Source organism: uncultured Massilia sp., assembly GCF_913773735.1.
Lineage (GTDB): Bacteria > Pseudomonadota > Gammaproteobacteria > Burkholderiales > Burkholderiaceae_D > Telluria.
Map to the genome: position 1 here is coordinate 343338 of NZ_CAJYEB010000023.1, position 24106 is coordinate 367443.

General features: G+C 67.7%; 13 protein-coding genes and 1 pseudogene. 12 read left to right on the forward strand and 2 right to left on the reverse strand.

Features of this window, described 5'->3' with window-relative positions:
• Nucleotides 1-102 precede the first annotated feature (102 nt).
• A complete protein-coding gene (tldD, locus tag QZ749_RS11200; protein ID WP_296946615.1) occupies nt 103-1563 on the forward strand; it encodes a metalloprotease TldD in 1461 nt (486 codons plus the stop codon).
• Between the two features lie 141 nt (nt 1564-1704).
• On the opposite strand, the gene QZ749_RS11205 is transcribed toward tldD, so the two are convergent.
• Nucleotides 1705-4596 (reverse strand): TonB-dependent receptor, encoded by a 2892-nt coding sequence (locus QZ749_RS11205; protein WP_296946617.1) that lies wholly within the window; start codon nt 4594-4596, stop codon nt 1705-1707.
• Nucleotides 4597-5053: 457 nt separating this feature from the next.
• On the opposite strand from QZ749_RS11205, the gene aroG reads away from it, so the two are divergent.
• On the forward strand, nt 5054-6115 hold the full coding sequence (aroG, locus tag QZ749_RS11210) for a 3-deoxy-7-phosphoheptulonate synthase AroG (RefSeq protein WP_296946618.1): 1062 nt from the start codon (nt 5054-5056) through the stop codon (nt 6113-6115).
• A gap of 187 nt (nt 6116-6302) precedes the next feature.
• Here aroG and QZ749_RS11215 read toward each other — a convergent pair whose 3' ends face one another.
• The gene (locus tag QZ749_RS11215; RefSeq protein WP_296946621.1) at nt 6303-9044 is read right to left on the reverse strand and encodes a TonB-dependent receptor; all 2742 of its coding nucleotides are present in this window, start codon (nt 9042-9044) and stop codon (nt 6303-6305) included.
• Between the two features lie 415 nt (nt 9045-9459).
• On the opposite strand from QZ749_RS11215, the gene QZ749_RS11220 reads away from it, so the two are divergent.
• The 10 genes and pseudogenes from QZ749_RS11220 to infB all read left to right on the forward strand — a co-directional run bounded on the left by QZ749_RS11220 (nt 9460) and on the right by infB (nt 23993).
• Nucleotides 9460-10398, forward strand: a complete 939-nt coding sequence (locus QZ749_RS11220; protein WP_296946624.1) for an ABC transporter permease — start codon at nt 9460-9462, stop codon at nt 10396-10398.
• Nucleotides 10395-11411: an ABC transporter permease gene (locus QZ749_RS11225; protein ID WP_296946627.1), complete on the forward strand. Its 1017-nt coding sequence runs from the start codon at nt 10395-10397 to the stop codon at nt 11409-11411. The genes QZ749_RS11220 and QZ749_RS11225 overlap by 4 nt, the downstream gene beginning before the upstream one ends.
• 4 nt (nt 11412-11415) lie before the next feature.
• On the forward strand, nt 11416-13224 hold the full coding sequence (locus tag QZ749_RS11230) for an ABC transporter ATP-binding protein (protein WP_296946629.1): 1809 nt from the start codon (nt 11416-11418) through the stop codon (nt 13222-13224).
• Between the two features lie 9 nt (nt 13225-13233).
• Nucleotides 13234-14190, forward strand: a complete 957-nt coding sequence (locus tag QZ749_RS11235) for a VTT domain-containing protein (RefSeq protein WP_296946631.1) — start codon at nt 13234-13236, stop codon at nt 14188-14190.
• A 205-nt stretch (nt 14191-14395) separates the two neighbouring features.
• Nucleotides 14396-15427 carry a glucokinase gene (locus tag QZ749_RS11240; RefSeq protein WP_296946633.1) on the forward strand — a complete coding sequence of 344 codons (1032 nt, stop codon included), beginning with the start codon at nt 14396-14398 and terminating at the stop codon, nt 15425-15427.
• 420 nt (nt 15428-15847) lie between these two features.
• Nucleotides 15848-16441, forward strand: a pseudogene (scpB, locus tag QZ749_RS11245) (SMC-Scp complex subunit ScpB); the annotation flags it as partial.
• 96 nt (nt 16442-16537) lie between these two features.
• Nucleotides 16538-18694, forward strand: coding sequence for a 23S rRNA pseudouridine(2605) synthase RluB (rluB, locus tag QZ749_RS11250; protein ID WP_373896813.1), 2157 nt, complete (start codon nt 16538-16540; stop codon nt 18692-18694).
• A gap of 279 nt (nt 18695-18973) precedes the next feature.
• Nucleotides 18974-19462 carry a ribosome maturation factor RimP gene (rimP, locus tag QZ749_RS11255; protein ID WP_296946636.1) on the forward strand — a complete coding sequence of 163 codons (489 nt, stop codon included), beginning with the start codon at nt 18974-18976 and terminating at the stop codon, nt 19460-19462.
• Nucleotides 19459-21024 (forward strand): transcription termination factor NusA, encoded by a 1566-nt coding sequence (gene nusA / locus QZ749_RS11260; RefSeq protein ID WP_296946638.1) that lies wholly within the window; start codon nt 19459-19461, stop codon nt 21022-21024. Before rimP ends, nusA begins: the two co-directional genes overlap by 4 nt.
• Before the next feature lie 98 nt (nt 21025-21122).
• Entirely contained in the window at nt 21123-23993 is a 2871-nt protein-coding gene (gene infB, locus QZ749_RS11265) for a translation initiation factor IF-2 (RefSeq protein ID WP_296946642.1), read from the forward strand.
• The last annotated feature ends 113 nt before the right edge of the window (nt 23994-24106 follow it).

Sequence of the window (24106 nt, forward strand, 5' to 3'; positions counted from 1 at the left end):
CGGCGCGCAGACCGGCCCGGGACGCCAAAAGGACGCGTGCCCTGACCCCTGCGGACGGATATGGCACAATGCCTCCATCCTTACCTGAAAGACCCCACGCACATGACTCCATTCGAACCGAACCTTTCCTCCCTCGCCGTCGCGCGCGATGTCCTCCTGACGCCGTTCGGACTCGACGAAGGCAAGCTGATCACGACGCTCGGGACGATGTTCACGCACAAGGTCGACTACGCCGACCTGTATTTCCAGTTCACCAAGAGCGAAGGCTGGAGCCTGGAAGAAGGCATCGTCAAGAGCGGCAGCTTCTCGATCGACCAGGGCGTCGGCGTGCGCGCCGTGTCCGGCGACAAGACCGCCTTCGCCTATTCGGACGACATCTCGCAGGCGGCCCTGCTGGACGCCGCCGCCGCCACCCGCACGATCGCGCGCGCCGGCAGCGGCCGCATCAAGGTGGCCGCGCAGGTGACGCCGTCCGGCGGCCGTTCGCTGTACCTGCCGCACGATCCCCTGAACTCGCTGGACGCCACCGCCAAGGTCGCGCTGCTGGAACGCGTCGAGAAGATCGCGCGCGCCAAGGACCCGCGCGTGGTGCAGGTGATGGCCAGCCTGGCCGGCGAGTACGACGTCGTGCTGGTGGTGCGCAGCGACGGCGTGCTGGCGGCCGACATCCGCCCGCTGGTGCGCGTCTCGGTCACCGTGATCGCCGAGCAGAACGGCCGGCGCGAAGTCGGCTCGTCGGGCGGCGGCGGCCGCTACGACTACGGTTATTTCAGTGAGGAACTGCTCGACAAGTACGCCAGCGAAGCGGTCAAGGCGGCCCTCGTCAACCTGGAAGCGCGGCCGGCGCCGGCCGGCCCGATGACCATCGTGCTCGGCCCGGGCTGGCCCGGCGTGCTGCTGCACGAGGCGGTCGGCCACGGCCTGGAAGGCGACTTCAACCGCAAGGGGTCGTCGGCCTATGCCGGCATGATCGGCCAGCGCGTCGCCGCCAAGGGCGTCACGGTGGTCGACGACGGCACGCTGCAGGACCGCCGCGGCTCGCTCAACATGGATGACGAGGGCAATCCCACCCAGTGCACGACCCTCATCGAGGACGGCATCCTGAAGGGCTACATCCAGGACACGATGAACGCGCGCCTGATGAAGATGCCGGTCACCGGCAACGCGCGCCGCGAATCCTTCGCCCACCTGCCGATGCCGCGCATGACCAATACCTACATGCTGGCCGGCGACAAGGACCCGGCCGAGATCCTGGCCTCGGTCAAGAACGGCCTGTACGCGGTCAATTTCGGCGGCGGCCAGGTCGACATCACCAACGGCAAGTTCGTGTTCTCGGCCAGCGAGGCCTACATGATCGAGGACGGCAAGGTGACGTACCCGGTGAAGGGCGCCACCCTGATCGGCAACGGCCCGGACACCATGAACCGCATCTCCATGATCGGCAACGACATGCGCCTGGATTCGGGCGTGGGCGTGTGCGGCAAGGAAGGCCAGAGCGTGCCGGTGGGCGTGGGCCAGCCGACCCTGCGCATCGATGGCGTGACGGTGGGCGGGACGGCTTGATGGCCTGACAACGATCGCCGACGTACGACCCGTCGCCCCGGCGTAGGCCGGGGTCCAATTGCTGCATGCATTACCGCCATGCTTGCAAGATTGGGCCCCGGCCTGCGCCGGGGCGACGTCGTTTACGGCGACGTTCCTGCATCAAAACGTGTACCGCGCCCCCAGCGTGAAGTAACGCCCGCGCGCCCCCTCGTAGTCGAGCGGGTTGTAGGCCTGCGCGCCATAGGTCAGCGGGTCGAGCGGCGCCACCTTGTCGAACAGGTTCTGGATCGAGCCATAGATTTCCCAGGCCGGCAGCGGCTTCCAGCGCGCCACGAGGTCGAAGGTGGTGAACGAGGCCAGCTTGCAGCCGTTCGGGGCGTCGGCGCCGTCGGCGTAGACGCTGGCGCAGCCGTCCGGGTCGTCCTTGAACAGGGTGTTGTCCAGCTTGCCCCGGTAGTTCACGTTGAACGACACCCGCCAGTCGTTGCGGTCCCAGCCGATGCGCAGGTTGGCGCGGTCGTCCGGCGTGCCCGTGCAGTTGGTGACGTCGCAGTTGCCGTGGGTGCCGGCGAAGTCGCGCGCGCTGCCGTCGCGCTCCTTGCGCTCCCATTCGAACAGGTGGGTGTACTTGACGTCGAAGGACAGGTTCCCCCAGGTGTCCGGCAGGCGGTGCTGGTAGCGGGCGTCGATGTCGAGGCCGCGCACCTGGGTCTGCGCCGAGTTGACGTAGCGCGTGAGCACGGCCGTGATGGCGCCGGGGTCGCCCGGGATGCCGCTGACGCTGCCGGGGTCGCGCGCCACTGAGCCGGCCGCGATGGCGGCGTCGACCTGTTCCTGGTTGATCTCGTTCTTGCGCTTGATCTTCCAGTAGTCGACCGAGATGCTGGTGCGCGGCAGCGGATCCCAGATCGCGCCCAGGTTGTAGCTGCGCGAGCGCTCCGGCGACAGGTCCGGGTTCGGCGACGTGATCAGCGCCACCGAGGCCGGCGAGCAGGTGCCCGGCACGCCCAGCGCGCAGCGCACCGGGTCGGACGCGGTGGAATAGGCGGCCAGGCCGCCCACGCCGTTCTCGGCCGGGCTGGGCGCCCGGAAGCCGCGCGCGAAGGTGCCGCGCAGGGCGAACGTGCGTGCCGGCGTCCATTTCAGCCCGAATTTCGGGGTGTAGGAGTTGCCCACGTCGGTGAAGTGGTCCCAGCGCAGCGCGGCCGACGCCTCGAGCTGGTACGGCAGCGGCGCCAGCGCCTCGCCGTACAGGGCGAACACGTTGCGCGAGCCGCGGTAGGCGGAATAGCCCAGGCCGATGACGTTGCCGCGCTCGGTGCCGGTGGTGGGCACCAGCTCGGTCTTCTCGTGGCGCCATTCGGCCCCCAGCGCCAGGCCCAGGTCGCCGCTGGGCAGGATGCCGGGGAAGGAGCGCGAGGCCTTGACGTCCCACTGGCCGACCTTGCTGCGCGCCGTGTTGCCGATGGTGGGCGACAGCGCCGCGTACAGCGCCGGCGAATTCAGCCCGGCGTTCTCGCCGATGCGCCACACGGTACCGGGCGGCAGTGCCGCATAGGCCGGGCTGCCGGCCAGCGCGGCGTTCACGTTGGCCGCGCTCGGGTCGAGCAGGGCGAAGGCGACGTCGCGCTGCAGGTAGCCGTTCTGCGTGTTGTTGACGTGGTTGCGCGAGAACAGCAGCGCGCTGTCCCATTCCCAGCCGAAGCTGGTGCCCTTGACGCCGCCGATCCAGCGCACGAAGTTCGAGTCGATGTTCGACGCGCGCGGTCCGACGTCGGCCGCCAGGTAGCGCAGCCGCGCCGCCGTGCCGAAATACGGATTGTCGGGATGGGTGGGGCCGAACTGCACGACGGCGTTGTTGACCGGGCCGCCCGGATAGCCGACCGAGCCGCTGATGCCGGACGGCGTGGTCGAGGAATCGGTCTGGCTGGTGTAGTAGTTGAATTCGCTGTAGGCCTGCAGGTCCGGCGTGGCCTGCCAGGTGCCGCGCGTGAACAGGCTGATGTTTTCCTGCTTCGGTTCGATCTGGTTGTACTGCAGCGTGGCATCGATCAGGCAGCCGCCGCCCGGGTCGCCCTGCGGGTGGCTGGTGAAGTTGCCGCAGGCCGCGCCGGGGAAGGTGCGGGTGAAGCCCGGCCCGGCCAGGTTGCCGCGGTTGTAGTAGTTGGCGATGTCGGCCGGGTTGCGCACGTTGCTGTTGATGGCGCTGCCGGCCGCGCCGCTGCCGGGGACGATGGCGCCGGTGCCGCCCAGCGCCTCGTTGGCCGAATAGCCCCAGCGGCGCAGGTCGACCCGGCCGATCCAGTCGCGGTTGCCGCGGTCGCGGTACCAGATCTCGTCGAATTTCTTGTATTCGAGGCTGAACAGCACGTTGTAGCGGTCCTGGTCGAGGCTGCCGACGCCCTTGGTGAAGGCGGCATTGGTGCGCTTGCCGTCCCACTCCTTGCCGACGCCGCGCGAGGCGCGCACGGTGTTGCCGACGTAGTCGCGGCGCAGGATCACGTTGACCACGCCGGCGATCGCGTCGGAGCCGTAGATGGCCGAGGCGCCGTCCTTCAGCACCTCGATGCGGTCGACGGCGTCGGTCGGGATCACGTTCAGGTCGGCGAACTGCTTCTGGCCGTCGTCGGCCAGGCCGTAGGGCGCGATGCGGCGCCCGTTCAGCAGCACCAGCGTGGACGCGGCGCCCAGGCCGCGCAGCGAGATGCCGGAGGCGCCGGCGGCGAAGCCGTTGCCGAAGGTGGTGGGCACCGAGCCCTGGTTGTCGACGGCGAGCGTCTGCAGCAGTTCGGCCACCGTGTTCTTGCCGGAGCGTTCGATGTCGGCGCGGTTGACGGTGATGACGGACGAGGCGGTCTCGGCCTCGGAGCGGCGGATGTTGCTGCCGGTGATCTCCACGCGCTGGACCGGGCGGGCGCCTGGCTCGGGGGCCTGCTGGGCGTGCGCCGGCGCCGGCAGCGCCAGGATCGCCAGGCCGACGGCGCCGCCGCCGGCGAACAGGCGGCGGATCGTGCGCGCGATGGCGGTTTCGTTGAACACGGTTGCGGTCATGTCCGGACTCCTGATGATGTTCCTGGTGGATGGGGAACCCTGCCGGGCGAGGCGGAACGGCCGGGGCTTGTCTCGACTGTTGCACCGGCACCGCTGGCGGGGCTGACATCTCTCAAGCGTGATGGGCAAGCCGCAATACGCTGTCTGCATGACGCAACCGATTGCTTGTATAGGCATCCGCACGCGACGGCGTTGTGGCAAATTAAGTCTTGCCAATGGCGCTGCATTGTTGTTATAGTCAATTGAACACTTCGAGACCCACCATGCGCCACGCCGTCTTCTTTACCTTTTATTTTTGGTTCAGCCATTCCAGCCCGACGGCGGTGGAGTAGCGGCAGGTTCACGCAACAACAGAACGAAGTCCGACACGCATTCCAGAAAAACCGCCAGCGATGGCGGTTTTTTCGTTTCCGCCCCCAGCACTGGCCCCCTATTTCAGCCCAACGGAGAACCCCCCATGCCCCGCACCGACGATTTACGCATCCGCGAAATGAAGGAACTGACGCCGCCCTCGCACCTGATCCGCGAGTTTCCGGTAGGCCCGGAGGCGGAGCAGACCGCGTCGCAGGCACGGGTGGCGCTGCACCGCATCCTGCACGGCCAGGACGATCGCCTGATGGTGGTGATCGGCCCGTGCTCGATCCACGACCCGAAGGCCGCGCTGGAGTACGCGCGCCGCCTGGCCGAACAGCGCACGCGCTTCGCCGGCGAGCTGGAGATCGTCATGCGCGTGTACTTCGAGAAGCCGCGCACCACGGTGGGGTGGAAGGGCATGATCAACGACCCGTACATGGACAACAGCTTCCGCATCAACGACGGCCTGCGCATGGCGCGCGAGCTGCTGCGCGACATCAACGAGCTGGGCCTGCCGGCCGGCACCGAGTTCCTCGACGTGATCAGCCCGCAGTACATCGCCGACCTGATCAGCTGGGGCGCGATCGGCGCCCGTACCACCGAGTCGCAGGTGCACCGCGAGCTGGCGTCGGGCCTGTCCTGCCCGGTCGGTTTCAAGAACGGTACCGACGGCAACATCAAGATCGCCGCCGACGCGATCAAGGCGGCGTCGCAGCCGCACCACTTCCTGTCCGTGACCAAGGGGGGCCACTCGGCGATCGTGTCGACCGCCGGCAACGAGGACTGCCACATCATCCTGCGTGGCGGCAAGGCCCCGAACTACGACGCCGCCAGCGTCGAGGAAGCCTGCAAGCAACTGGCCGCGAACGGCCTGGCGAGCCGCCTGATGATCGACGCCTCGCACGCCAACAGCAGCAAGAATCCGCAGAACCAGGTGCCGGTGTGCGCCGACATCGGGCGCCAGGTGGCGGGCGGCGACGACCGCATCGTCGGCGTGATGGTGGAGTCGCACCTGGTCGGCGGGCGCCAGGACCTGGTGCCGGGCAAGGAACTGGTCTACGGCCAGTCGGTGACCGACGGCTGCATCGACTGGGAAACGAGCATCGGGGTGCTGGAAGACCTGGCGGCGAGCGTGCGCCAGCGCAGGATCAGGCAGGACGCCTGAGCGTCGCCACGTCGTCCCGGCGCAGGCCGGGACCCGGGTTGCAGGCGTCGCGGCTGCGCTACGGCATCGGGCCCCGGCCCGGCGCCGGCGCGACGAGCGCGGCGGGCCGCGAAAAAAAAGGCGAACCCGAGGGTTCGCCTTTTTTATTGCCATGGACGACCGCCCGGAGGCGGCCGTCATGCGCGGATTACTGGAACTGGTAGCGTGCGCCGACCTTGAAGAAGCGGCCGATCGCGCCGCTGGCGTCCATCGGGTTGTAGCTCATGCCGCCGTAGGTCAGCGGATCCAGCGGTGCGACCTTGTCGAACAGGTTCGAGATCGAGCCGTAGACCTGCCAGTTGGCGCTCAGCTTGTAGCGTGCCGACAGGTCGACCGTGGTGAACGACGGCAGGACGCAGCCGTTCGGGGCCGGGCGGCCATCGGCGAACAGCGAGGCGCACTTGTCGCCGGCAAAATAGACGTTGTCCATCTTGCTGCGGAAGTTCGCGATCGCGGAAACGCTCAGGGCGTCACGTTCCCAGGTGCCGTTCAGGCTGATCTTGTTCTTCGGCGTGCCGGCGCAGTTCGAGGTGTCGCAGTTGCCGTGGGTGCCGGCGTACTGGAAGGTCGTGCCGTTCTTCTCGGCGCGCATCCAGGACGAGACGTGGGTCCAGGTCAGGCCGACGACGGCGCGGCCGTAGTCGCCCATCGGGACGCGCTGCTTGATGTCCAGGTCGATACCCTTGATCTCGGTGAAGCTCGAGTTCTGGTACGGCGCGTTCGACAGCAGCAGGGTGCCGGTGTTCGGGATGGCGACGCCGTTCACGACCAGGTTGTTGTCCTGGCGGATGGCGGTCGGCAGCGCGGCGGCTTCGACGTAGGACAGCGGGTTGATCTCGTTGCTGCGCTTGATCTTCCAGCCGTCCAGCGACAGGCTGGTGTTGGCCAGCGGATCCCACACCAGGCCCAGGGTGTAGCCCTTGGACTCTTCCGGTTGCAGGGCCGGGTTGCCGACCTTGACGGCGCCGATCGAGATCGCGCAGTCGGCCTGGGTGGCGCCGCCGGCGGCCGGGGTGCCGCCCGGGCAACGGATCGGGTCGCGCACGGACGAGCTGCCGGTGCTCTGGCTCTGGGTGCCCGATTCGGCCGGACCCGGGGCGCGGAAGCCTTCCGAGTAGGTGCCGCGCAGCGCGAAGGTCTTCAGCGGCGTCCACTTGGCGCCGACCTTCGGCGTGGTCGAGTTGAAGTTCTTGTACTTGTCGTAGCGTACCGCGCCGGTCAGCTCGACCGTCTTGAGCACGGGGGCGGCGACTTCGACGAACACGGCCTTGACGTCGTCGGTGCCCTTGGCGGCCACGTAGGACGAGTTGATGGTGCCGTCTTCCGAACCCGACAGCGACGGGTTGTCCAGCTTCAGGCGGCGGTATTCGGCGCCGACCGCCAGGCCCATGTTACCGCCCGGCAGGGCGAACAGTTCGCGCGAGGCCTTGAAGTCGACCACGTCCAGCTCGGTGGTCGAGTGCGACTTGGCGGCGGTGACCATGGCGGCGTACAGCGAGGCCGGGTTCTTGTTCGACTGGGTGCCGATGTAGTACGGGAAGTACTGGCTGGTCGGGTCGCCCAGGGCGGCCTTCAGCACCTTCATGTTGATCATGTTGCTGTAGTTCAGGTCCAGCGCCGACTGCGAGTGGGTGTAGCCGGTGTCGAAGTCCCAGCCGAAGCGCGAACCCTTCAGGCCGACGACGAAGCGGCTGAACTCGTTGTCCGCCGAACGGGTGCTGGGGCCGACGTCGAACATCGAATAGCGCACGCGGGTGGCGGCGCCGTACGGGTTCTGCGGGTGGTTCGGCGCCATCAGGATGGTGTTGCCGTAGACGATCACGCCGGTCGGGCTGTTGGCGTTCGGCGGGAACGCGACGGTGCTGCTGGTCGACGGCGGCACCAGGGTGAATTCGGTGTCGCGCTTCGAGTAGCCGGCTTCGGCGTACAGCTGCAGGTCGCCGTCGAGGTTCTTGGTGAAGCGGGTGTACAGGTTCAGGCCGCCGATCTGCGGCTGCATCGAGCGGAACTGGTCGGCGTACCACAGGCAGCCGCCGTTCGGGTCCTGCGCGGTGACCGGCGAGAATTGCGAGCAGCCGGCCAGGCCGACGTAGTTGCCGGTCTTCGGATCGCGGATCGCGCCGGCCGGGCTCGGGCTGGCCGCGCCCGGGGTGATGTAGCCGGAAGCGAACTGGGTGTTGGCGGCATAGCCCCACGGACGGATGTCGCCGTGGCCGATCCATTTACGGTCGGAACGGTCCTTGTTCATGATCTGGTGGTTGCCGTAGACTTCGGCGTTGACCATCCAGTTGTAGCCGTCCTCGTCCAGGCGGCCCTTGCCCCAGGTGAGGGTGGCCTTGCCCTGTTCGCCGTCGCGGTAGCGCGATTCGCCCGCTTCGAACTTGGCGGCCAGGCCGGTGAAGTCCTTGCGCAGGATGATGTTGACCACGCCGGCGATCGCGTCGGCGCCGTAGGTCGCGGAAGCGCCGTCCTTCAGCACTTCGATGCGCTCGACGGCTTCCATCGGCACGGTCGAGAGGTCGGTGAAGCTCTTCTGGCCGTCGTCGGCACGGGCGAACGGCGCCATGCGGCGGCCGTTCAGCAGCACCAGGGTCGAGGTCGCGCCCAGGCCGCGCAGCGAGATCGCGGTCGAGCCGGCGGCGAAGCCGTTGCCGAAGCCGGTCGGCAGCGAGCCGGCGCCGTCGGCGGTCAGGGTCTGCAGGTATTCGGCGACGGTGCCCTTGCCGGACTTGGCGAGGTCTTCGCGGCTGATCACCTGGATCGGCGACGCGGTCTCGGCGGTGGCGCGCTTGATGCTCGAACCGGTCACTTCGACGCGCTGGATCGAACCCTGGGTGTCCTGGGCCATGGCCGGCAGGCCGAACGCGGCGTACGCGAGGGCCAGGGACACTGCTTGTGCTACTGCTTTCTTCTGATGCATTACGACTCCATTGAAGGGCTTCTCGGTATTGATCGACACGCGCGCGCATTCCATGTTGCTTAAAATTCAAGCATGCATATGCTTGGGCGGGGATGGCACGGCCGTCGTCTCTCTCGTTTTGCTGAAAGAACTAAAAGTTTTATTTTTAGTTAATTCATCAGAACATCCGTGCATGGTTTATGTCAATACTGTGACTGGCAGCTATTGCATCGATACAACAGATGTGCCGAGCATAATTTGCCCACTTTTGGTTATGGCCTTATAAAATCTTTTCACGACGCGGCGCGCGCAATCTCGTCTATAGTGCGTCTTCCGTCGGCCGCACGGGGCGTGCCGGCGGCGGCGCCTGCCCGGCGGGCGCACCGACGGTCGATCCGGGAATCCGATGCTTGCTTATATCCTGCGCCGCCTGTGGCAGATGCTGCCCACCATGGCCGGCGTCATCGTGCTGGTGTTCTTGCTGTTCAACTGGGTCGGCGGCGATCCGTCGTACCTGCTGGCGGGCAAGATGGCCGATGCGCGCGCCATCGAGAACATCCGCGTCCAGCTGGGCCTGGACCAGCCCTGGTACGTCCAGCTCGGCATCTTCGTGAGGCAGATCCTGACCTTCGACTTCGGCAATGCCTGGGCCACCGGCGAACCCGTGTCGCACATCATCGCCAGCCGCCTGGGACCGTCGCTGACGGTGCTGGTGCCGCTGACCGTGCTGGAAACCGCGATCGGCATCGCGCTGGCGCTCGCCATCGCCTTCGTGCGCGGCTCGCTGACCGACCGCCTGGTGATGGTCGCGTGCACGGTGGGCATGTCGGTCTCGATCCTCGTCTACATCATCGTGTTCCAGTACGGCCTGGCCTACAAGCTGGGGCTGTTCCCCGTGCAGGGCTGGGGCGAGAGCCTCGGCGAGAACCTGCTGCGCTATGCCACGCTGCCGATCCTGATCGGCCTGTCGGTGTCGCTGGCGCCGACGCTGCGCCTGTTCCGCAGCTTCGTGCTGGACGAGGCCGGCCAGGACTACGTGCGCACGGCGCGCGCCAAGGGCCTGTCCGAGCGCCGCATCGTCTGGGTGCACGTGCTGCGCAACGCCGCGATCCCGATCATCACCTACGTGATGTCGAACCTGCCGGCGCTGCTGATCGGCGCCTTCCTGCTCGAACGCTTCTTCGGCATTCCCGGCATCGGGCGCGAAGTGATCCTGGCCGTCGAGCGCAGCGACTTCCCCGTGATCAAGGCGATCACGGTCTACGTGGCCGCCGCCACGATGGTGTTCAACCTGCTGGCCGACCTGATGTACCAGGCGGTCGATCCGCGCGTGCAACTGCAATGACTCCGAACCATCCCGCCGTCTCTCCCGGCCTGTGGGCGCTGGCCTGGCGCCGCCTGCGCGCCGACCGCCTCGCCATGGCGGCGCTGGCCGTCGTCGGCCTGTTCCTGCTGTCGGTGCTGCTGTCGGCCACCGGCCTGGTGGCCGCCGACTGGGAGGACGAGGTCGCGCTGAACTATGCGCCGCCGACCTTCCTCGGTCCCGACCCGGCCCTGGCGGCGCTGGCGCGTCCCGCGCCGCCGGCGCCGCCGAACGCGTTCGACCCGCTGGCGGCCGACCTGGACGCGCTGCGCGCCACGCTGGCCGCGCGCGGCGCGGCGGCGGCGGCGCCGAAGGCCGCCACGCTGCCGTTCGGCGCCGACAAATGGGGCCACGACATCGTCAAGAAGACCGTCAAGGGCGGCCAGACCTCGATCGTGGTGGGCCTGGTCGCGGCGCTGCTGGCGGTGGCGCTGGGCACGCTGTTCGGGGCGCTGTCCGGCTTCTACGGCGGGCGCGTGGACGACCTGTTCAACTGGTTCTACAGCATCTTCACGTCGATCCCGTCGATCCTGATGATCCTGACCGTGGCCGCGGTGCTGCAGACCAAGGGCGTGCTGAGCATCGTGCTGATCCTGGGCCTGACCGGCTGGACCGGACCCTACCGGCTGATCCGCGCCGAGTACATCAAGCACAAGGCACGCGAGTACGTGATGGCGGCCGACGCCATCGGCGCCTCCGGCTGGCGCAAGATGTTCGGCCATATCTTCCCGAACGTGTCGCACGTGGCGCTGGTGCAGGTGTCGATCCTCGTGGTCGGCTTCATCAAGGCCGAGGTCATCCTGTCCTTCCTGGGCTTCGGGGTGCCGGTTGGCGTGGTGTCGTGGGGCAGCATGCTGAACGAGGCGCAGAACGAACTCATCCTTGGCAAGTGGTGGCAGCTCGCCGCCGCCGCCGGGGCCATGGCCATCCTGGTGACGGCGTTCTCGCTGTTCGCCGACGCGCTGCGCGATGCGCTCGATCCGAAAGTGAAATAGTCCCATGCGCATCGCCGAGCCCCTGCTGGAAGTGCGCAACCTGCGCGTCTCGTTCCGCACCGACAAGAAGCACACGTTCGAGGCCCTCAAGGGCATCTCGTTCAGCCTGCCGCAGGACGGCACCGTCGCCCTGGTCGGCGAATCGGGCAGCGGCAAGTCGGTCGGCTCGCTGGCCGTGATGGGCCTGCTGCCGCCGGAGACGACGATCGTGCACGACGGCTCGTCGATCCGCTTCGACGGACGCGAGCTGCTCGGCCTGCCCGTCGGCGAACGGCGCCGGCTGTGCGGCAAGGACATCGCGATGATCTTCCAGGAGCCGATGTCCTCGCTGAATCCCGTGTTCACGGTCGGCTTTCAGATCGGCGAAGTCCTGCGCCTGCACATGGGCATGGACAAGCGCCAGGCGCGCGCGCGCACCCTGGAACTGCTGGAGGAGGTCGGCATTCCCGACCCGGCGACCAGGATCGACGCCTACCCGGGCCAGATGTCGGGCGGCCAGCAGCAGCGCGTGATGATCGCGATGGCGATCGCCTGCGAGCCCAAGCTCTTGATCGCCGACGAACCCACGACGGCGCTGGACGTGACGATCCAGAAGCAGATCATGGAACTGATCGCCCGGCTGCAGCGCCAGCGCCGCATGGCGGTGCTGTTCATCACCCACGACCTGGGCCTCGTCGGCGAGATCGCCGACCGCGTGATCGTCATGCGCCACGGCGAGGTGCGCGAGGAGGGCGACGCCGCCCAGGTGCTGGGCGCGCCGCGCGACGACTATACCCGGGCGCTGCTGCATTGCCGTCCGAAGCTGGACGAGCGGCCGCTGCGCCTGCCCGTGATCGACGACTACCTGGCCGGCCGCGTGCGCGAAGGCATCGTCCTGCCGCAGCGCGCGCGCGGCTACGAGCCGGGCGGCGAAGACGTGCTGGTGGTCAACAACCTGGCCAAGCACTTCGACGTGCGCGAGGGCCTGTTCGGCAAGCGCGCGTTCCACGCCGTGAAGGATGTCTCGTTCACCCTGCAGCGCGGCAAGACCCTGGGCGTGGTGGGCGAATCCGGCTCGGGCAAGACCACCGTCGGCCTGACGCTGCTGCGCCTGCACCGCGCCACCGGCGGCAGCGCGCTGTTCGAGGGGCGCGACCTGGTGACGATGAGCGACCGCGCATTCCAGGCCTGCAAGCCGCGCATCCAGATCATCTTCCAGAATCCGTATGCGTCGCTGAATCCGCGCTTCACGGTGGGCCAGATCCTGCTCGAGCCCATGCGCATCCACCGCATCGGCGCCAGCGACGCCGAGCGCGTCGACCATGCGCGCCAGCTGCTGCGCCGCGTCGGCCTGCCGGAACAGGCGTTCGACCGCTACCCGCACGAATTCTCGGGCGGCCAGCGCCAGCGCATCGCGATCGCGCGCTGCCTGACGATGAAGCCGGAGATCCTGGTGTGCGACGAATCGGTGTCGGCGCTGGACGTGTCGGTACAGGCCCAGGTGCTGAACCTGCTGCAGGACCTGCAGGACGAGTACAGGATGAGCTACATCTTCATCTCGCACGACCTGGCGGTGGTCAAGTACATCTCGGACCGCGTGATGGTGATGCACCACGGCAGCGTGGTCGAGATGGCCGACTCCGACGAGCTCTACCGCAACCCCCAGCACCCCTACACCCGCCAGCTACTGGCCGCCATCCCGCGCGGCTCTGACCCCGGTTTGGGGTTGCTCAAGTCGATCGGGTGGTCAGGACGGCTGGCGACTGTTGTGAAAAGGGCAGCGCGACGGGGCCAAAATGCAGGAAAGGCAAACGTGCGGGGGGATTTCCGCTAACATAGCCGGATGGCCCAGCTCTCGCAACTGCTACATACCTACGGCATCCTGATCGTTTTCGGTCTGGTGCTGGTGGAGCAGCTCGGCTTGCCGATTCCCGCCTTTCCGATCCTCATGCTGGCCGGCGCGATGGTCGTCGACGGCGGTGCCCACTGGCCGCTGTACCTGGGCGCCGCGGTGCTGGCTTGCCTGATCAGCGATTATTTCTGGTTCCGCGCCGGCCGCCACTACGGCAAGCGCATCCTGCGCCTGCTGTGCAAGATCTCGCTGTCGCCCGATTCCTGCGTCAGCCAGACCGAGGACAATTTCCTGCGCTGGGGCGTGAAGTCGCTGGTCGTCGCCAAGTTCATTCCCGGTTTTAACACGATCGTCTCGCCGCTGGCCGGCGCCACCGGTACCAGCACCGGCCGCTTCCTGGCGCTGTCGTGCGCCGGCGGCCTGTTGTGGAGCAGCGTCGGCATGGGCCTGGGCGCCTGGTTCCACGACAGCATCGACGACGTCATCGCCTGGCTCGAAGAGATGGGCAGCACGGCGCTGATGATCGTCGGTGCGCTGCTGGGATTGTTCGTGTTGCTCAAGTACATAGAGCGCAAGCGCAACCTGGGCGCCGCCAAGGTGCCGCGCGTGACCATGGACGAACTCAAGTCGTTGCTCGAATCCGGCCACGATCCGCTGATCGTCGACGCGCGCGGCGTCACGGCGCGCCAGCTCGAGGCAGGCATTCCCGGCGCGCTCGTGTATGGCGACAACGCGCCCGACTGCCTGATGGCCACGCTCGACAAGCAGCGCCACATCGTCGTGTACTGCTCCTGCCCGAACGACGTCACGGCCGCCCAGGTCGCCAAGGAATTCGTCAAGAACGGCTTCGAGCGCGCCCGTCCGTTGCATGGCGGACTCGATGCCTGGAACGCCCACTGCGCCAGCAGCGCGCAGGCCGACGTCGAACTCACCCCGAAGGCCGGCTGAGCCGCCTTGCGCCGCGTGGGCGTCCGCGCCCGCCATTCGCCTCTTCCATCCTGTGCCGTGCTTGGTAGCTCGACTACGCCGATTCCCGCGTGCCTTTTCCGCTAATTCCTCGTCGAACATCGCCCGATGTACCTAAACTACAATAAACGCTTGCGTTAAAGCCAAGAAATCCTTAAGCTTGGGCATCCGTTTCCGAGCCACAGCCATGACCGTTTCGCCCCTGTCCGCCACGTCCCCGTCCGATTCTTCCCGCCACGACAGCCCGCGCCTGCTGGCCGACATCGGCGGCACCAACGCGCGTTTCGCGCTGGAATCGGGACCCGGCCGCATCGAAGCGATCGACGTCCTGCCGTGCGCGGGCTACCCGACGCTGGCCGAGGCGATGCGCGCCTACCTGGCGCTGCCGGCCCCGGCCGCGATCATCACCGGCGCGGGCGGCGCGGTGCGCCATGCGGCCATCGCCATCGCCAATCCGGTGACGGGCGACATGGTGCGCATGACTAATCACCATTGGGAATTCTCGACCGAGGCGCTGCGCCGCGAGATGGGCTTCGAGGTGTTTGCCGTGGCCAACGATTTTTCCGCGCTGGCGATGTCGCTGCCGCACCTGGCCCCGCACGAGAAGCACCAGGTCGGCGGCGGCGCGCCCGTCGCCGGCGAACCGATCGGCCTGGTGGGCGCCGGCACGGGCCTGGGCGTGTCCGGCCTGATCCCGGCCGGCGGCGACTGGACGGCGCTGCGCAGCGAAGGCGGCCACGTGACCTTTGCGCCCGCCAACGAGACCGAAGTGGCGATCCTGCAATATGCCTGGCGCGAATTCGCGCACGTGTCGGCCGAGCGCCTGCTGTCGGGCGCGGGCCTGGAACTGGTCTACCGCGCGCTGGCGCACCACCGCGGCCAGCCGGACGAGGGCCTGGGCGCGCCGGACATCTCGCGCCGCGGCCTGTCCGGCGCGTGCCCGCTGTGCGCGGAAGTGCTGGAGACCTTCTGCGGCATGCTCGGCACGATCGCCGGCAACCTGGCGGTGACGCTGGGCGCGCAGGGCGGCGTCTACATCGGCGGCGGCATCGTGCCGCGCCTGGGCGAGCGCTTCGGCCTGTCGTGCTTCCGCAACCGTTTCGAGCAGAAAGGCCGTTTCGCCGGCTACCTGGCGCAGGTGCCGACGTATGTGATCACGGCCGAATACCCCGCTTTCATTGGTGTTTCGGCCATCCTGGCCGGCAAGCTCGCCCGCTGAGCGGGAGGCGCCGCCGGCGCGGGCGGCGGCGCTGCGCAGCCAATGCGGATGGGATGCGCACGGCATGTCCGCTGCGCGGTTTTATCGGGTACAATGGCTGCCAATCGGTAGAAACGATGTCGTTCGCTCGCGCGGCGCGCCCCGGAGCCCGGCCTTCCGTGCCTTGCCTCCTCCGCCAGCAGCTGCGTTTCTCCGAAATCAACCGTTTGCAGTCCATGCACCCGATGGATTGCCTGCGTGGGCGCCGACCCCGCGTATTCCCCGGATATTCCAGTCCGGGCACGGAACCCCGATTCAACGACTGCAGTCTCAACCCGGATCGCGCAGTGCGCCATGCCGCAGCTTGACCTTGCCGCCCTTGACCGGTGTGTGTTTGATATTTTCCTTGCATCCAGGTGCAAACCCGCTGACGACATCGCCATGAATACTGATGAGGCCAAGAGGGTGCTCGAGACCGCCTTGCTGTGCGCGCGCGAGCCGATGACGATCCAGGGGATGAAGAAACTGTTCGCCGATGTCGACGCCGGCGGGCGGCAGGTGGCGGCGGGCGTCGGGGCCGATACGATCAAGCTGCTGCTGGAAGAGCTGCGCCACGACTGGCGCGACCGCGGCATCGAGATCGTCAGCCTGGCGTCCGGCTGGCGCTTCCAGAGCCGGCCCGAGATGAAGCCCTACCTGGACCGCATCGCGCCGGAAAAGCCGCCGAAATATTCGCGCGCGACGCTCGAGACGCTGGCGATCATCGCCTACCGCCAGCCCGTCACGCGCGGCGACATCGAGGAAATCCGCGGCGTCGCGGTGAACTCGCAGACGATCAAGATGCTCGAGGACCGGGGCTGGATCGACGTGGTCGGCCACCGCGAAGTGCCGGGACGCCCGGCGCTGCTGGGCACCACGAAGCAATTCCTCGACGACCTGGGCCTGGCGTCGCTGGCGCAACTGCCGCCCCTGCAGCAGGTGGCCGAGCCCGGCGCCGGCCGCAGCCTGGAGGCGCTGGAAGCGGCCCTGCAACAATTTGACGATACTTCACCCGTTGAAGTCCCGATTCACGACCCTGCGCCCGCATCCGGCGGTTGATTCTTGCGCGAGGTCAGCAAAACCAAGAAACGAATGATGAATCCAACTGACACCACCGAGACGACCCCTGCCGTAGCAGGGCTGGAGGAGGCCGCCAAGCCGAAGCGCCGTACGAAGGCGCAGATCGCAGCCGCGGCCGCAGCGGACGACGGCGCCCAGCCGGCCGCCGCCAAACCGAAGCGCACCCGCAAGGCCGCCACCCCGGCCGCCGATGCCGTCGCCGCCGCCCAGGCGCCGGCCGCCGCCCAGGCGCCGGTCGCGGACGACGGCGCGGCCGAGCCGGCCGCCAAGGCGCCGCGCAAGCCGCGCGCCAGGAAGGTCGCCGCCGAGCCGGCCGCCGCTGCTCCGGCGGCGGCGCCCGCTGCCGTCGAGCCTGCCGTGCAGCCGGCTGCCGAGCCGGTCGCCCGGCAGGCCGCCGGCGCGGCCGACGACGGCGCTGCCCGCCAGGGCGAGGGCCAGCGCAAGCCGCGCGGCCCGCGCCAGATGCGCGAACAGCGCCAGCAGCGCGAGGCGACGCGCCAGCAGGAGGCGACGCGCGAGCAGGAGGCGACGCGCGAGCAGGATGCCGCCGCGCCGGCCGAAGCCGTCCCGGTGGATGGCGAGGGCGACCGCGCCGACGCCGCCCGCGCCGAGCCGCGCCAGCCGCGCAACGGCAAGCAGCAGAAGGGCCAGAAGAAAGGCCAGCAGCGCGGCCAGCAGGGCCAGCAGCAGGCGCAGGGCCAGGGCCAGCAGCCGGGCCAGCAGGCCGCCCAGCCGGGCCAGCAGGCCAAGGGCAATGGCGCCGGCCGCAACGGCCGGAACGCCGCCGGCAATGGCAACGCCAACGCGAAGGGCAAGCACGCCAAGGGCGGCAAGGGCAGCGATGCCGACGCCGTGTTCTCGTTCGTGACCTCGGACGCCTTCGACGCCAACGAAGGCGGCCGCGGCCAGGCCCAGCCGTCCAAGGCGCGCCGCGACCTGACGGCCGACGACGATGCGCCGAAGCTGCACAAGGTGCTGGCCGAGGCCGGCCTGGGTTCGCGCCGCGACATGGAAGAACTGATCATCGCCGGCCGCGTGTCGGTGAACGGCGAGCCGGCCCACATCGGCCAGCGCATCCTGCCGACCGATGCCGTGCGCATCAACGGCAAGCTGCTGCAGCGCCGCGTCAACAACAACAAGCCGCCGCGCGTGCTGGTGTACCACAAGCCGGCCGGCGAGATCGTCAGCGCGGACGATCCGGAAGGCCGTCCGTCCGTGTTCGACCGCCTGCCAACCATGAAGACCGGCAAGTGGCTGGCCGTGGGGCGCCTGGACTTCAATACCGAGGGCCTGCTGCTGTTCACCAATTCCGGTGACCTGGCCAACCGCCTGATGCACCCGCGCTACAACATCGACCGCGAGTACGCCGTGCGCACGCTGGGCGAGCTGGAAGAGGGCATGCGCCAGAAGCTGCTGGCCGGCGTCGAACTGGACGACGGCCTGGCGAACTTCACCAAGATCGCCGACGGCGGCGGCGAAGGCGTCAACCGCTGGTACCGCGTGGTGATCGGCGAAGGCCGCAACCGCGAGGTGCGCCGCATGTTCGAAGCCGTGGGCCTGACCGTGTCGCGCCTGATCCGCACCCGCTACGGCGCGATGACGCTGCCGAGCGGCCTCAAGCGCGGCCGCTGGGAAGAGCTGGAAGACAACGACGTGCGCAACTTCATGACCGCCTTCGGCATCGAGAAGAAGGGCGGCCAGGGCGCGCAGGGCGGCAACGGCGCCGCGACCGGCAAGGGCAAGCAGGGCGGCGCGCGCCGCGCCGGCGGCCAGGGCGAGGACCGCGAAGTCAACGGCAACCGCATCGATCGCGCCGACGCCAACCGTAACGTCGATCCGTTCGGACCGCCGGTCGTGCGCGTCGGTGCGGGCCGCGGGGAAGCCGGCATCCTGAGCGTGCTGGGCAACCAGGGCGGTCGTCCGGCCGGCCAGGGCGGTCGTCCGGGCGGCCAGGGTGGACGCCCGGGCGGGCAGGGAGGCCGTCCCGGCAGCCAGGGCGCGCGCGGCGTCGGCGACGGCGGCAAGGGTGGCGCCAAGGGCGGCAAGGGCCCGCGCCAGCCGGATCCGCTGCAGACCACGTTCGGTTTCGGCGGCGCCGGCCAGAACCGCCGCAGCCAGGGACCGCGCGTGAGCGACCACGGCATGCCGCGGCGCGGACGCCGGGGTTGATTCCGGGCGCGGCGGGCGCATATGGGGCAGGCGGCAAGGCGCGCGGCCCCCGCGCCGGCGCCGCGGCAGGTATAAACTGTTGCTTGCCTGTTCATTTCGGCGGGAATGGCGATTGCGGCTATTCTCGTATCGGGTTATAATTGCAGCCTAACCCGAGTATTTCCCGATGATGTTTTGGTGAAAGCTTGCCTCTGGTTGGGAATACAAAGATGGGCAGTTGCCCATTTTTTTTTTGTTGAATCGTTTTGAGTGTCCGGCTCCGGACCGGTGGAGAAACCTGTGCAGTTGTTTGATTTGATCGCCACGACAGTCAATGGACTGGGCTACGACCTCGTCGATGTCGAGCGGGCAGAGCGAGGCATCCTGCGCGTGTTCATCGACTTCCCGGCTGCGGTGGCGGACGAAAAGGGACCGATCTCGGTCGAGGATTGCGCCACGGTGAGCCACCAGTTGTCGCACGTGCTGACGGTCGAAAACGTCGACTACGAGCGCCTGGAAGTGTCGTCGCCCGGACTGGACCGTCCGGTGCGCACGCTGGCCGACTTCGAACGCTTCGCCGGCCACGAGTGCACGGTCAAGCTGCGCGTCGCGATGCCGGGCACCGCGAACCGCAAGACCTACACCGGCATCCTGCATGCGCCGGAAGGCGACAAGATCGGGTTGGAATTTGAAAGCAAGGAAGGTCTGGCGTTGCTCGAATTTACGCTGGCCGAACTGGACAAGGCACGCCTGGTGCCAAAGGTGGATTTTAGGAGTCGCAAAGCATGAGTCGCGAAATTTTGTTACTGGTTGATGCGCTCGCGCGCGAAAAAAACGTCGATAAGGAGGTCGTCTTCGGCGCACTCGAGTTCGCGCTGGCGCAAGCCACCAAGAAGCGCTACGAAGGCGAGGTCGACATCCGCGTGAGCATCGACCGCGACACCGGTGAGTTCGAAACCTTCCGCCGCTGGCACGTGGTGCCGGACGAAGCCGGCCTGCAGCTGCCCGACCAGGAAATCCTGCACTTCGAAGCCAAGGAACAGATTCCGGACATCGAAGTCGACGAATACATCGAAGAACCGATCGAATCGGTCGAGTTCGGCCGCCGCTTCGCCCAGGACACCAAGCAGGTCGTGCTGCAGCGCGTGCGCGACGCCGAGCGCGAGCAGATCCTGCAGGACTTCCTGGAGCGCGGCGACGCGCTGGTCACTGGCACCATCAAGCGCATGGAGCGCGGCGATGCGATCGTCGAGTCGGGCAAGATCGAGGCGCGCCTGCCGCGCGACCAGATGATCCCGAAGGAAAACCTGCGCATCGGCGACCGTGTCCGCGCCTACATCCTGCGCGTGGACCGCAACATGCGCGGCCCGCAGGTGATCCTGTCGCGCACCGCGCCGGAATTCATCATGAAGCTGTTCGAACTCGAGGTTCCGGAGATCGAGCAGGGCCTGCTGCAGATCAAGTCGGCCGCCCGCGACCCGGGCGTGCGCGCCAAGATCGCCGTCTTTACGGCGGACAAGCGCATCGACCCGATTGGCACCTGCGTCGGCATGCGCGGTTCGCGCGTGCAGGCCGTGACCGGCGAGCTGGGCGGCGAGCGCGTGGACATCGTCCTGTGGTCGGAAGATCCGGCCCAGTTCGTGATCGGCGCGCTGGCTCCGGCCAACGTGTCGTCGATCATGGTCGACGAAGAGAAGCACGCGATGGACGTCGTGGTCGACGAGGAAAACCTGGCGATCGCGATCGGCCGTTCGGGCCAGAACGTGCGCCTGGCGTCCGACCTGACCGGCTGGAAGATCAACATCATGACGGCCGAGGAATCGGCGAACAAGGCGGAGCAGGAAACGGCCGCCGTGCGCGCGCTGTTCATGGAAAAGCTGGACGTGGACGAGGAAGTGGCCAACATCCTGGTCGAGGAAGGTTTCTCGAGCCTTGAAGAAGTCGCTTACGTCCCGATCTCCGAGATGCTGGAGATCGAATCGTTCGACGAGGACACCGTCAACGAACTGCGCACCCGCGCCCGCGATGCGCTGGTGACCGAGGCGATCGCGTCCGAAGAGGGTCTCGAAGGCATGGAAGAGGGGCTGGCCAACCTGGAAGGGATGGACCGCACCACGGCAGGCAAGCTGGGCCTGGCCGGCATCAAGACCCTGGAACAATTCGCGGGCCTGGCCTACGACGAGTTCGGCGCCATCCTGGCGCTGCCGAGCGAGCGTGCCCGCGACCTGATCACAAATGCATTTAATGATGTGACCGATGATGAGATGAAACAGGTCGACGCCAAGTACGACGACCGTGCCAAGGCCCTGCAGGCGAAAGCCTGGAGCCAGGTAGAAACGGCCAAGGCATAAATGAAGTGCGAAGACCGGAACGGACGTCCCGGTCTTTCGCGCTTTATTAACCAAGCAAATTTCTTTATCATCTCGCGACACATAGAAAAGAGGACTGAATGGCGAGTAACAACGTAGCCCAATTTGCCACCGAACTGAAGATGCCTGCAGACTTGCTGCTGACGCAGCTGCGTTCCGCCGGCGTCGAGAAAAGTTCGACGTCAGATCCCTTGTCCAAGGATGATAAGGATAAGCTGCTGAACCATCTGCGCCGTACCCACGGCACCGCCGACCAGGGCGAGAAGAAGAAGATCACGGTGACCCGCAAGGAAACCTCCGAGATCAAGCAGGCTGACGCGAGCGGCAAATCGCGCACGATCCAGGTCGAAGTGCGCAAGAAGCGCACCTTCGTCCAGCGTGACGACCTCGTCACGCCGAAGGCGGCCGCGCAGGCGGCGCCCGTGATCGACGAGGCCGAGAAGGCCCGTCGCGAAGAAGAAGCGCGCCGCCAGTCGGAATTGATCGCGCGCCAGGAAGCGGAACTGCGTGAAAAGCAGGAACGCCTGGCCAAGCTCGAGTCCGAAAAGGCCGCGCAAGCCAAGGCCGCCGAGGAACAGGCCAAGCGCGACGCCGAGGAACGCCTGAAGCGCGAGGCGGAGCAAGCCGCCGCCGCCGCGCAGCAGGCCTCCGCCGGTGCCGCCGGCGCCGCCGAGGAAGCCAAGCGCGTCGCCGCGGAGGAAGCCAAGAAGGCGGCCGCCGAGGAAGCCAAGCGCAAGGCCGACGAAGCCGCCAAGGAAGCCGCCGAACGCGCCGCCGCCACCGAGCGTGCGCGCAAGGCCGTGGCCGACGAAGTGGCCCAGATCAAGGCCATGATGGCCCAGCCGCGCCGCGTCATCAAGGCGCCGGAACCGGCCCCGGCCAAGCCGAAGGCGGCCGAGACCACCACGCTGCACAAGCCGGCCGACAAGAAGCCGGGCGACGCCAAGCCGGCCGAGTCGACCGGCAACGGCGCGCGTCCGAAACCGGGCGACAAGAAGTCGATCAAGTCGGCCAACGTGGCCTCGACCTGGTCGGACGACAAGAAGCGCGGCGGTCCGGGCGGCGGCAGCAAGGGTCGCGGCAACGCGGCGCCGAGCGGCGGCCGCGATGGCTGGCGCGCGGGCGGCCGCAGCGGCGGACGCCGCGGTGGCCACGACGACCGCGAGTCGAACTTCCAGGCCCCGACCGAGGCGATCGTCAAGGACGTCCACGTCCCCGAGACCATCACCGTGGCCGAGCTGGCGCACAAGATGTCCGTCAAGGCATCCGAGGTCATCAAGCAGCTGATGAAGCTGGGCCAGATGTGCACCATCAACCAGGTGCTGGACCAGGAAACCGCGATGATCGTGGTGGAAGAGATGGGCCACAAGGCCTTCGCCGCCGCCGAGGACGATCCGGAAGCGATCCTGGCCGACCAGGGCGAACACGCCGAGTTCGAGCAGAAGTCGCGCGCACCGGTCGTGACCGTCATGGGCCACGTCGACCACGGCAAGACCTCGCTGCTGGACTACATCCGCCGCGCCAAGGTCGCCGCGGGCGAAGCCGGCGGCATTACCCAGCACATCGGTGCGTACCACGTGGACACCCCGCGCGGCATGGTCACCTTCCTGGATACCCCGGGCCACGAAGCGTTCACCGCGATGCGTGCCCGCGGCGCCAAGGCGACCGACATCGTCATCCTCGTGGTGGCGGCCGACGACGGCGTGATGCCGCAGACGAAGGAAGCGATCGCCCACGCGAAAGCGGCCGGCGTGCCCCTGGTCGTGGCGATCAACAAGATCGACAAGCAGGGCGCCAACACCGACCGCGTGACGCAGGAACTGGTCGCCGAAGGCGTGGTGCCGGAAGAATACGGCGGCGATTCGCCGTTCGTCCCGGTGTCGGCCAAGACCGGCCAGGGCATCGACGACCTGCTGGAACAGGTGTTGCTGCAGGCCGAAGTGCTGGAACTGAAGGCGCCGGTCGAGTCGCCGGCCCGTGGCCTGGTGGTCGAGGCGCGCCTGGACAAGGGCCGCGGCCCGGTCGCGACGATCCTGGTGCAGTCGGGTACCCTGAAGCGCGGCGACGTCGTGCTGGCGGGTTCCTCGTTCGGCCGCGTCCGTGCGATGCTGGACGAGAACGGCAAGTCGGTGTCCGAAGCCGGCCCGTCGATCCCGGTCGAGATCCAGGGCCTGACCGAGGTCCCGAGCGCCGGCGAGGAAGCGATGGTCATGGCGGACGAGCGCAAGGCGCGCGAGATCGCACTGTTCCGTCAAGGCAAGTTCCGCGACGTGAAGCTGGCCAAGCAGCAGGCGGCGAAGCTGGAAAACATGTTCGACCAGATGGCCGAGGGCGAAGTCAAGAACCTGCCGCTCATCATCAAGACGGACGTGCAGGGTTCGCAGGAAGCGCTGGTCGGTTCGCTGCAGAAGCTGTCGACCTCGGAAGTGCGCGTCCAGATCGTCCATGCGGCGGTCGGCGGCATCACCGAATCGGACGTCAACCTGGCGACGGCCTCGAAAGCGGTCATCATCGGCTTCAACGCCCGGGCCGACGCCCAGGCGCGCAAGCTGGCGGAAACCAACGGCGTCGACATCCGTTACTACAGCATCATTTACGATGCGATCGACGAGATCAAGACCGCGCTGTCGGGCATGCTGGCGCCGGAGAAGCGCGAGCACGTCACCGGCCAGGTCGAAATCCGCCAGGTCATCCTGGTGTCGAAGGTCGGCGCGATCGCGGGCTGCCTGGTCACCGATGGCGTCGTCAAGCGTACCTCGTCGGTACGCCTGCTGCGCAACAACATCGTGGTCTGGACCGGCGAGATCGATTCGCTCAAGCGCTTCAAGGACGATGCCAAGGAAGTGCGCGCCGGCCTGGAATGCGGCCTGTCGCTGAAGAACTACAACGACATCCAGGTTGGCGACACCCTGGAAGTGTTCGAAGTGCAGGAAGTGGCACGTACGCTGTAAGTACCTGTCATCACCGATAGGAGTACGATGCGGGGTCAGGAGGCCCGTGCCGCGAGGCGCGGGGCGCCTGGCCCCGCATTTTTATGGAAGGCACCCGCACGTGGTGCCGCAGA

Excerpts from the sequence above, each read along its gene's own strand:
- tldD (WP_296946615.1), top strand. The coding sequence starts at position 103 with ATGACTCCATTCGAACCGAACCTTTCCTCCCTCGCCGTCGCGCGCGAT.
- QZ749_RS11205 (WP_296946617.1), bottom strand. The coding sequence starts at position 4,596 with ATGACCGCAACCGTGTTCAACGAAACCGCCATCGCGCGCACGATCCGC.
- aroG (WP_296946618.1), top strand. The coding sequence starts at position 5,054 with ATGCCCCGCACCGACGATTTACGCATCCGCGAAATGAAGGAACTGACG.
- QZ749_RS11220 (WP_296946624.1), top strand. The coding sequence starts at position 9,460 with ATGCTTGCTTATATCCTGCGCCGCCTGTGGCAGATGCTGCCCACCATG.
- QZ749_RS11225 (WP_296946627.1), top strand. The coding sequence starts at position 10,395 with ATGACTCCGAACCATCCCGCCGTCTCTCCCGGCCTGTGGGCGCTGGCC.
- QZ749_RS11230 (WP_296946629.1), top strand. The coding sequence starts at position 11,416 with ATGCGCATCGCCGAGCCCCTGCTGGAAGTGCGCAACCTGCGCGTCTCG.
- QZ749_RS11235 (WP_296946631.1), top strand. The coding sequence starts at position 13,234 with ATGGCCCAGCTCTCGCAACTGCTACATACCTACGGCATCCTGATCGTT.
- QZ749_RS11240 (WP_296946633.1), top strand. The coding sequence starts at position 14,396 with ATGACCGTTTCGCCCCTGTCCGCCACGTCCCCGTCCGATTCTTCCCGC.
- rluB (WP_373896813.1), top strand. The coding sequence starts at position 16,538 with ATGATGAATCCAACTGACACCACCGAGACGACCCCTGCCGTAGCAGGG.
- nusA (WP_296946638.1), top strand. The coding sequence starts at position 19,459 with ATGAGTCGCGAAATTTTGTTACTGGTTGATGCGCTCGCGCGCGAAAAA.
- infB (WP_296946642.1), top strand. The coding sequence starts at position 21,123 with ATGGCGAGTAACAACGTAGCCCAATTTGCCACCGAACTGAAGATGCCT.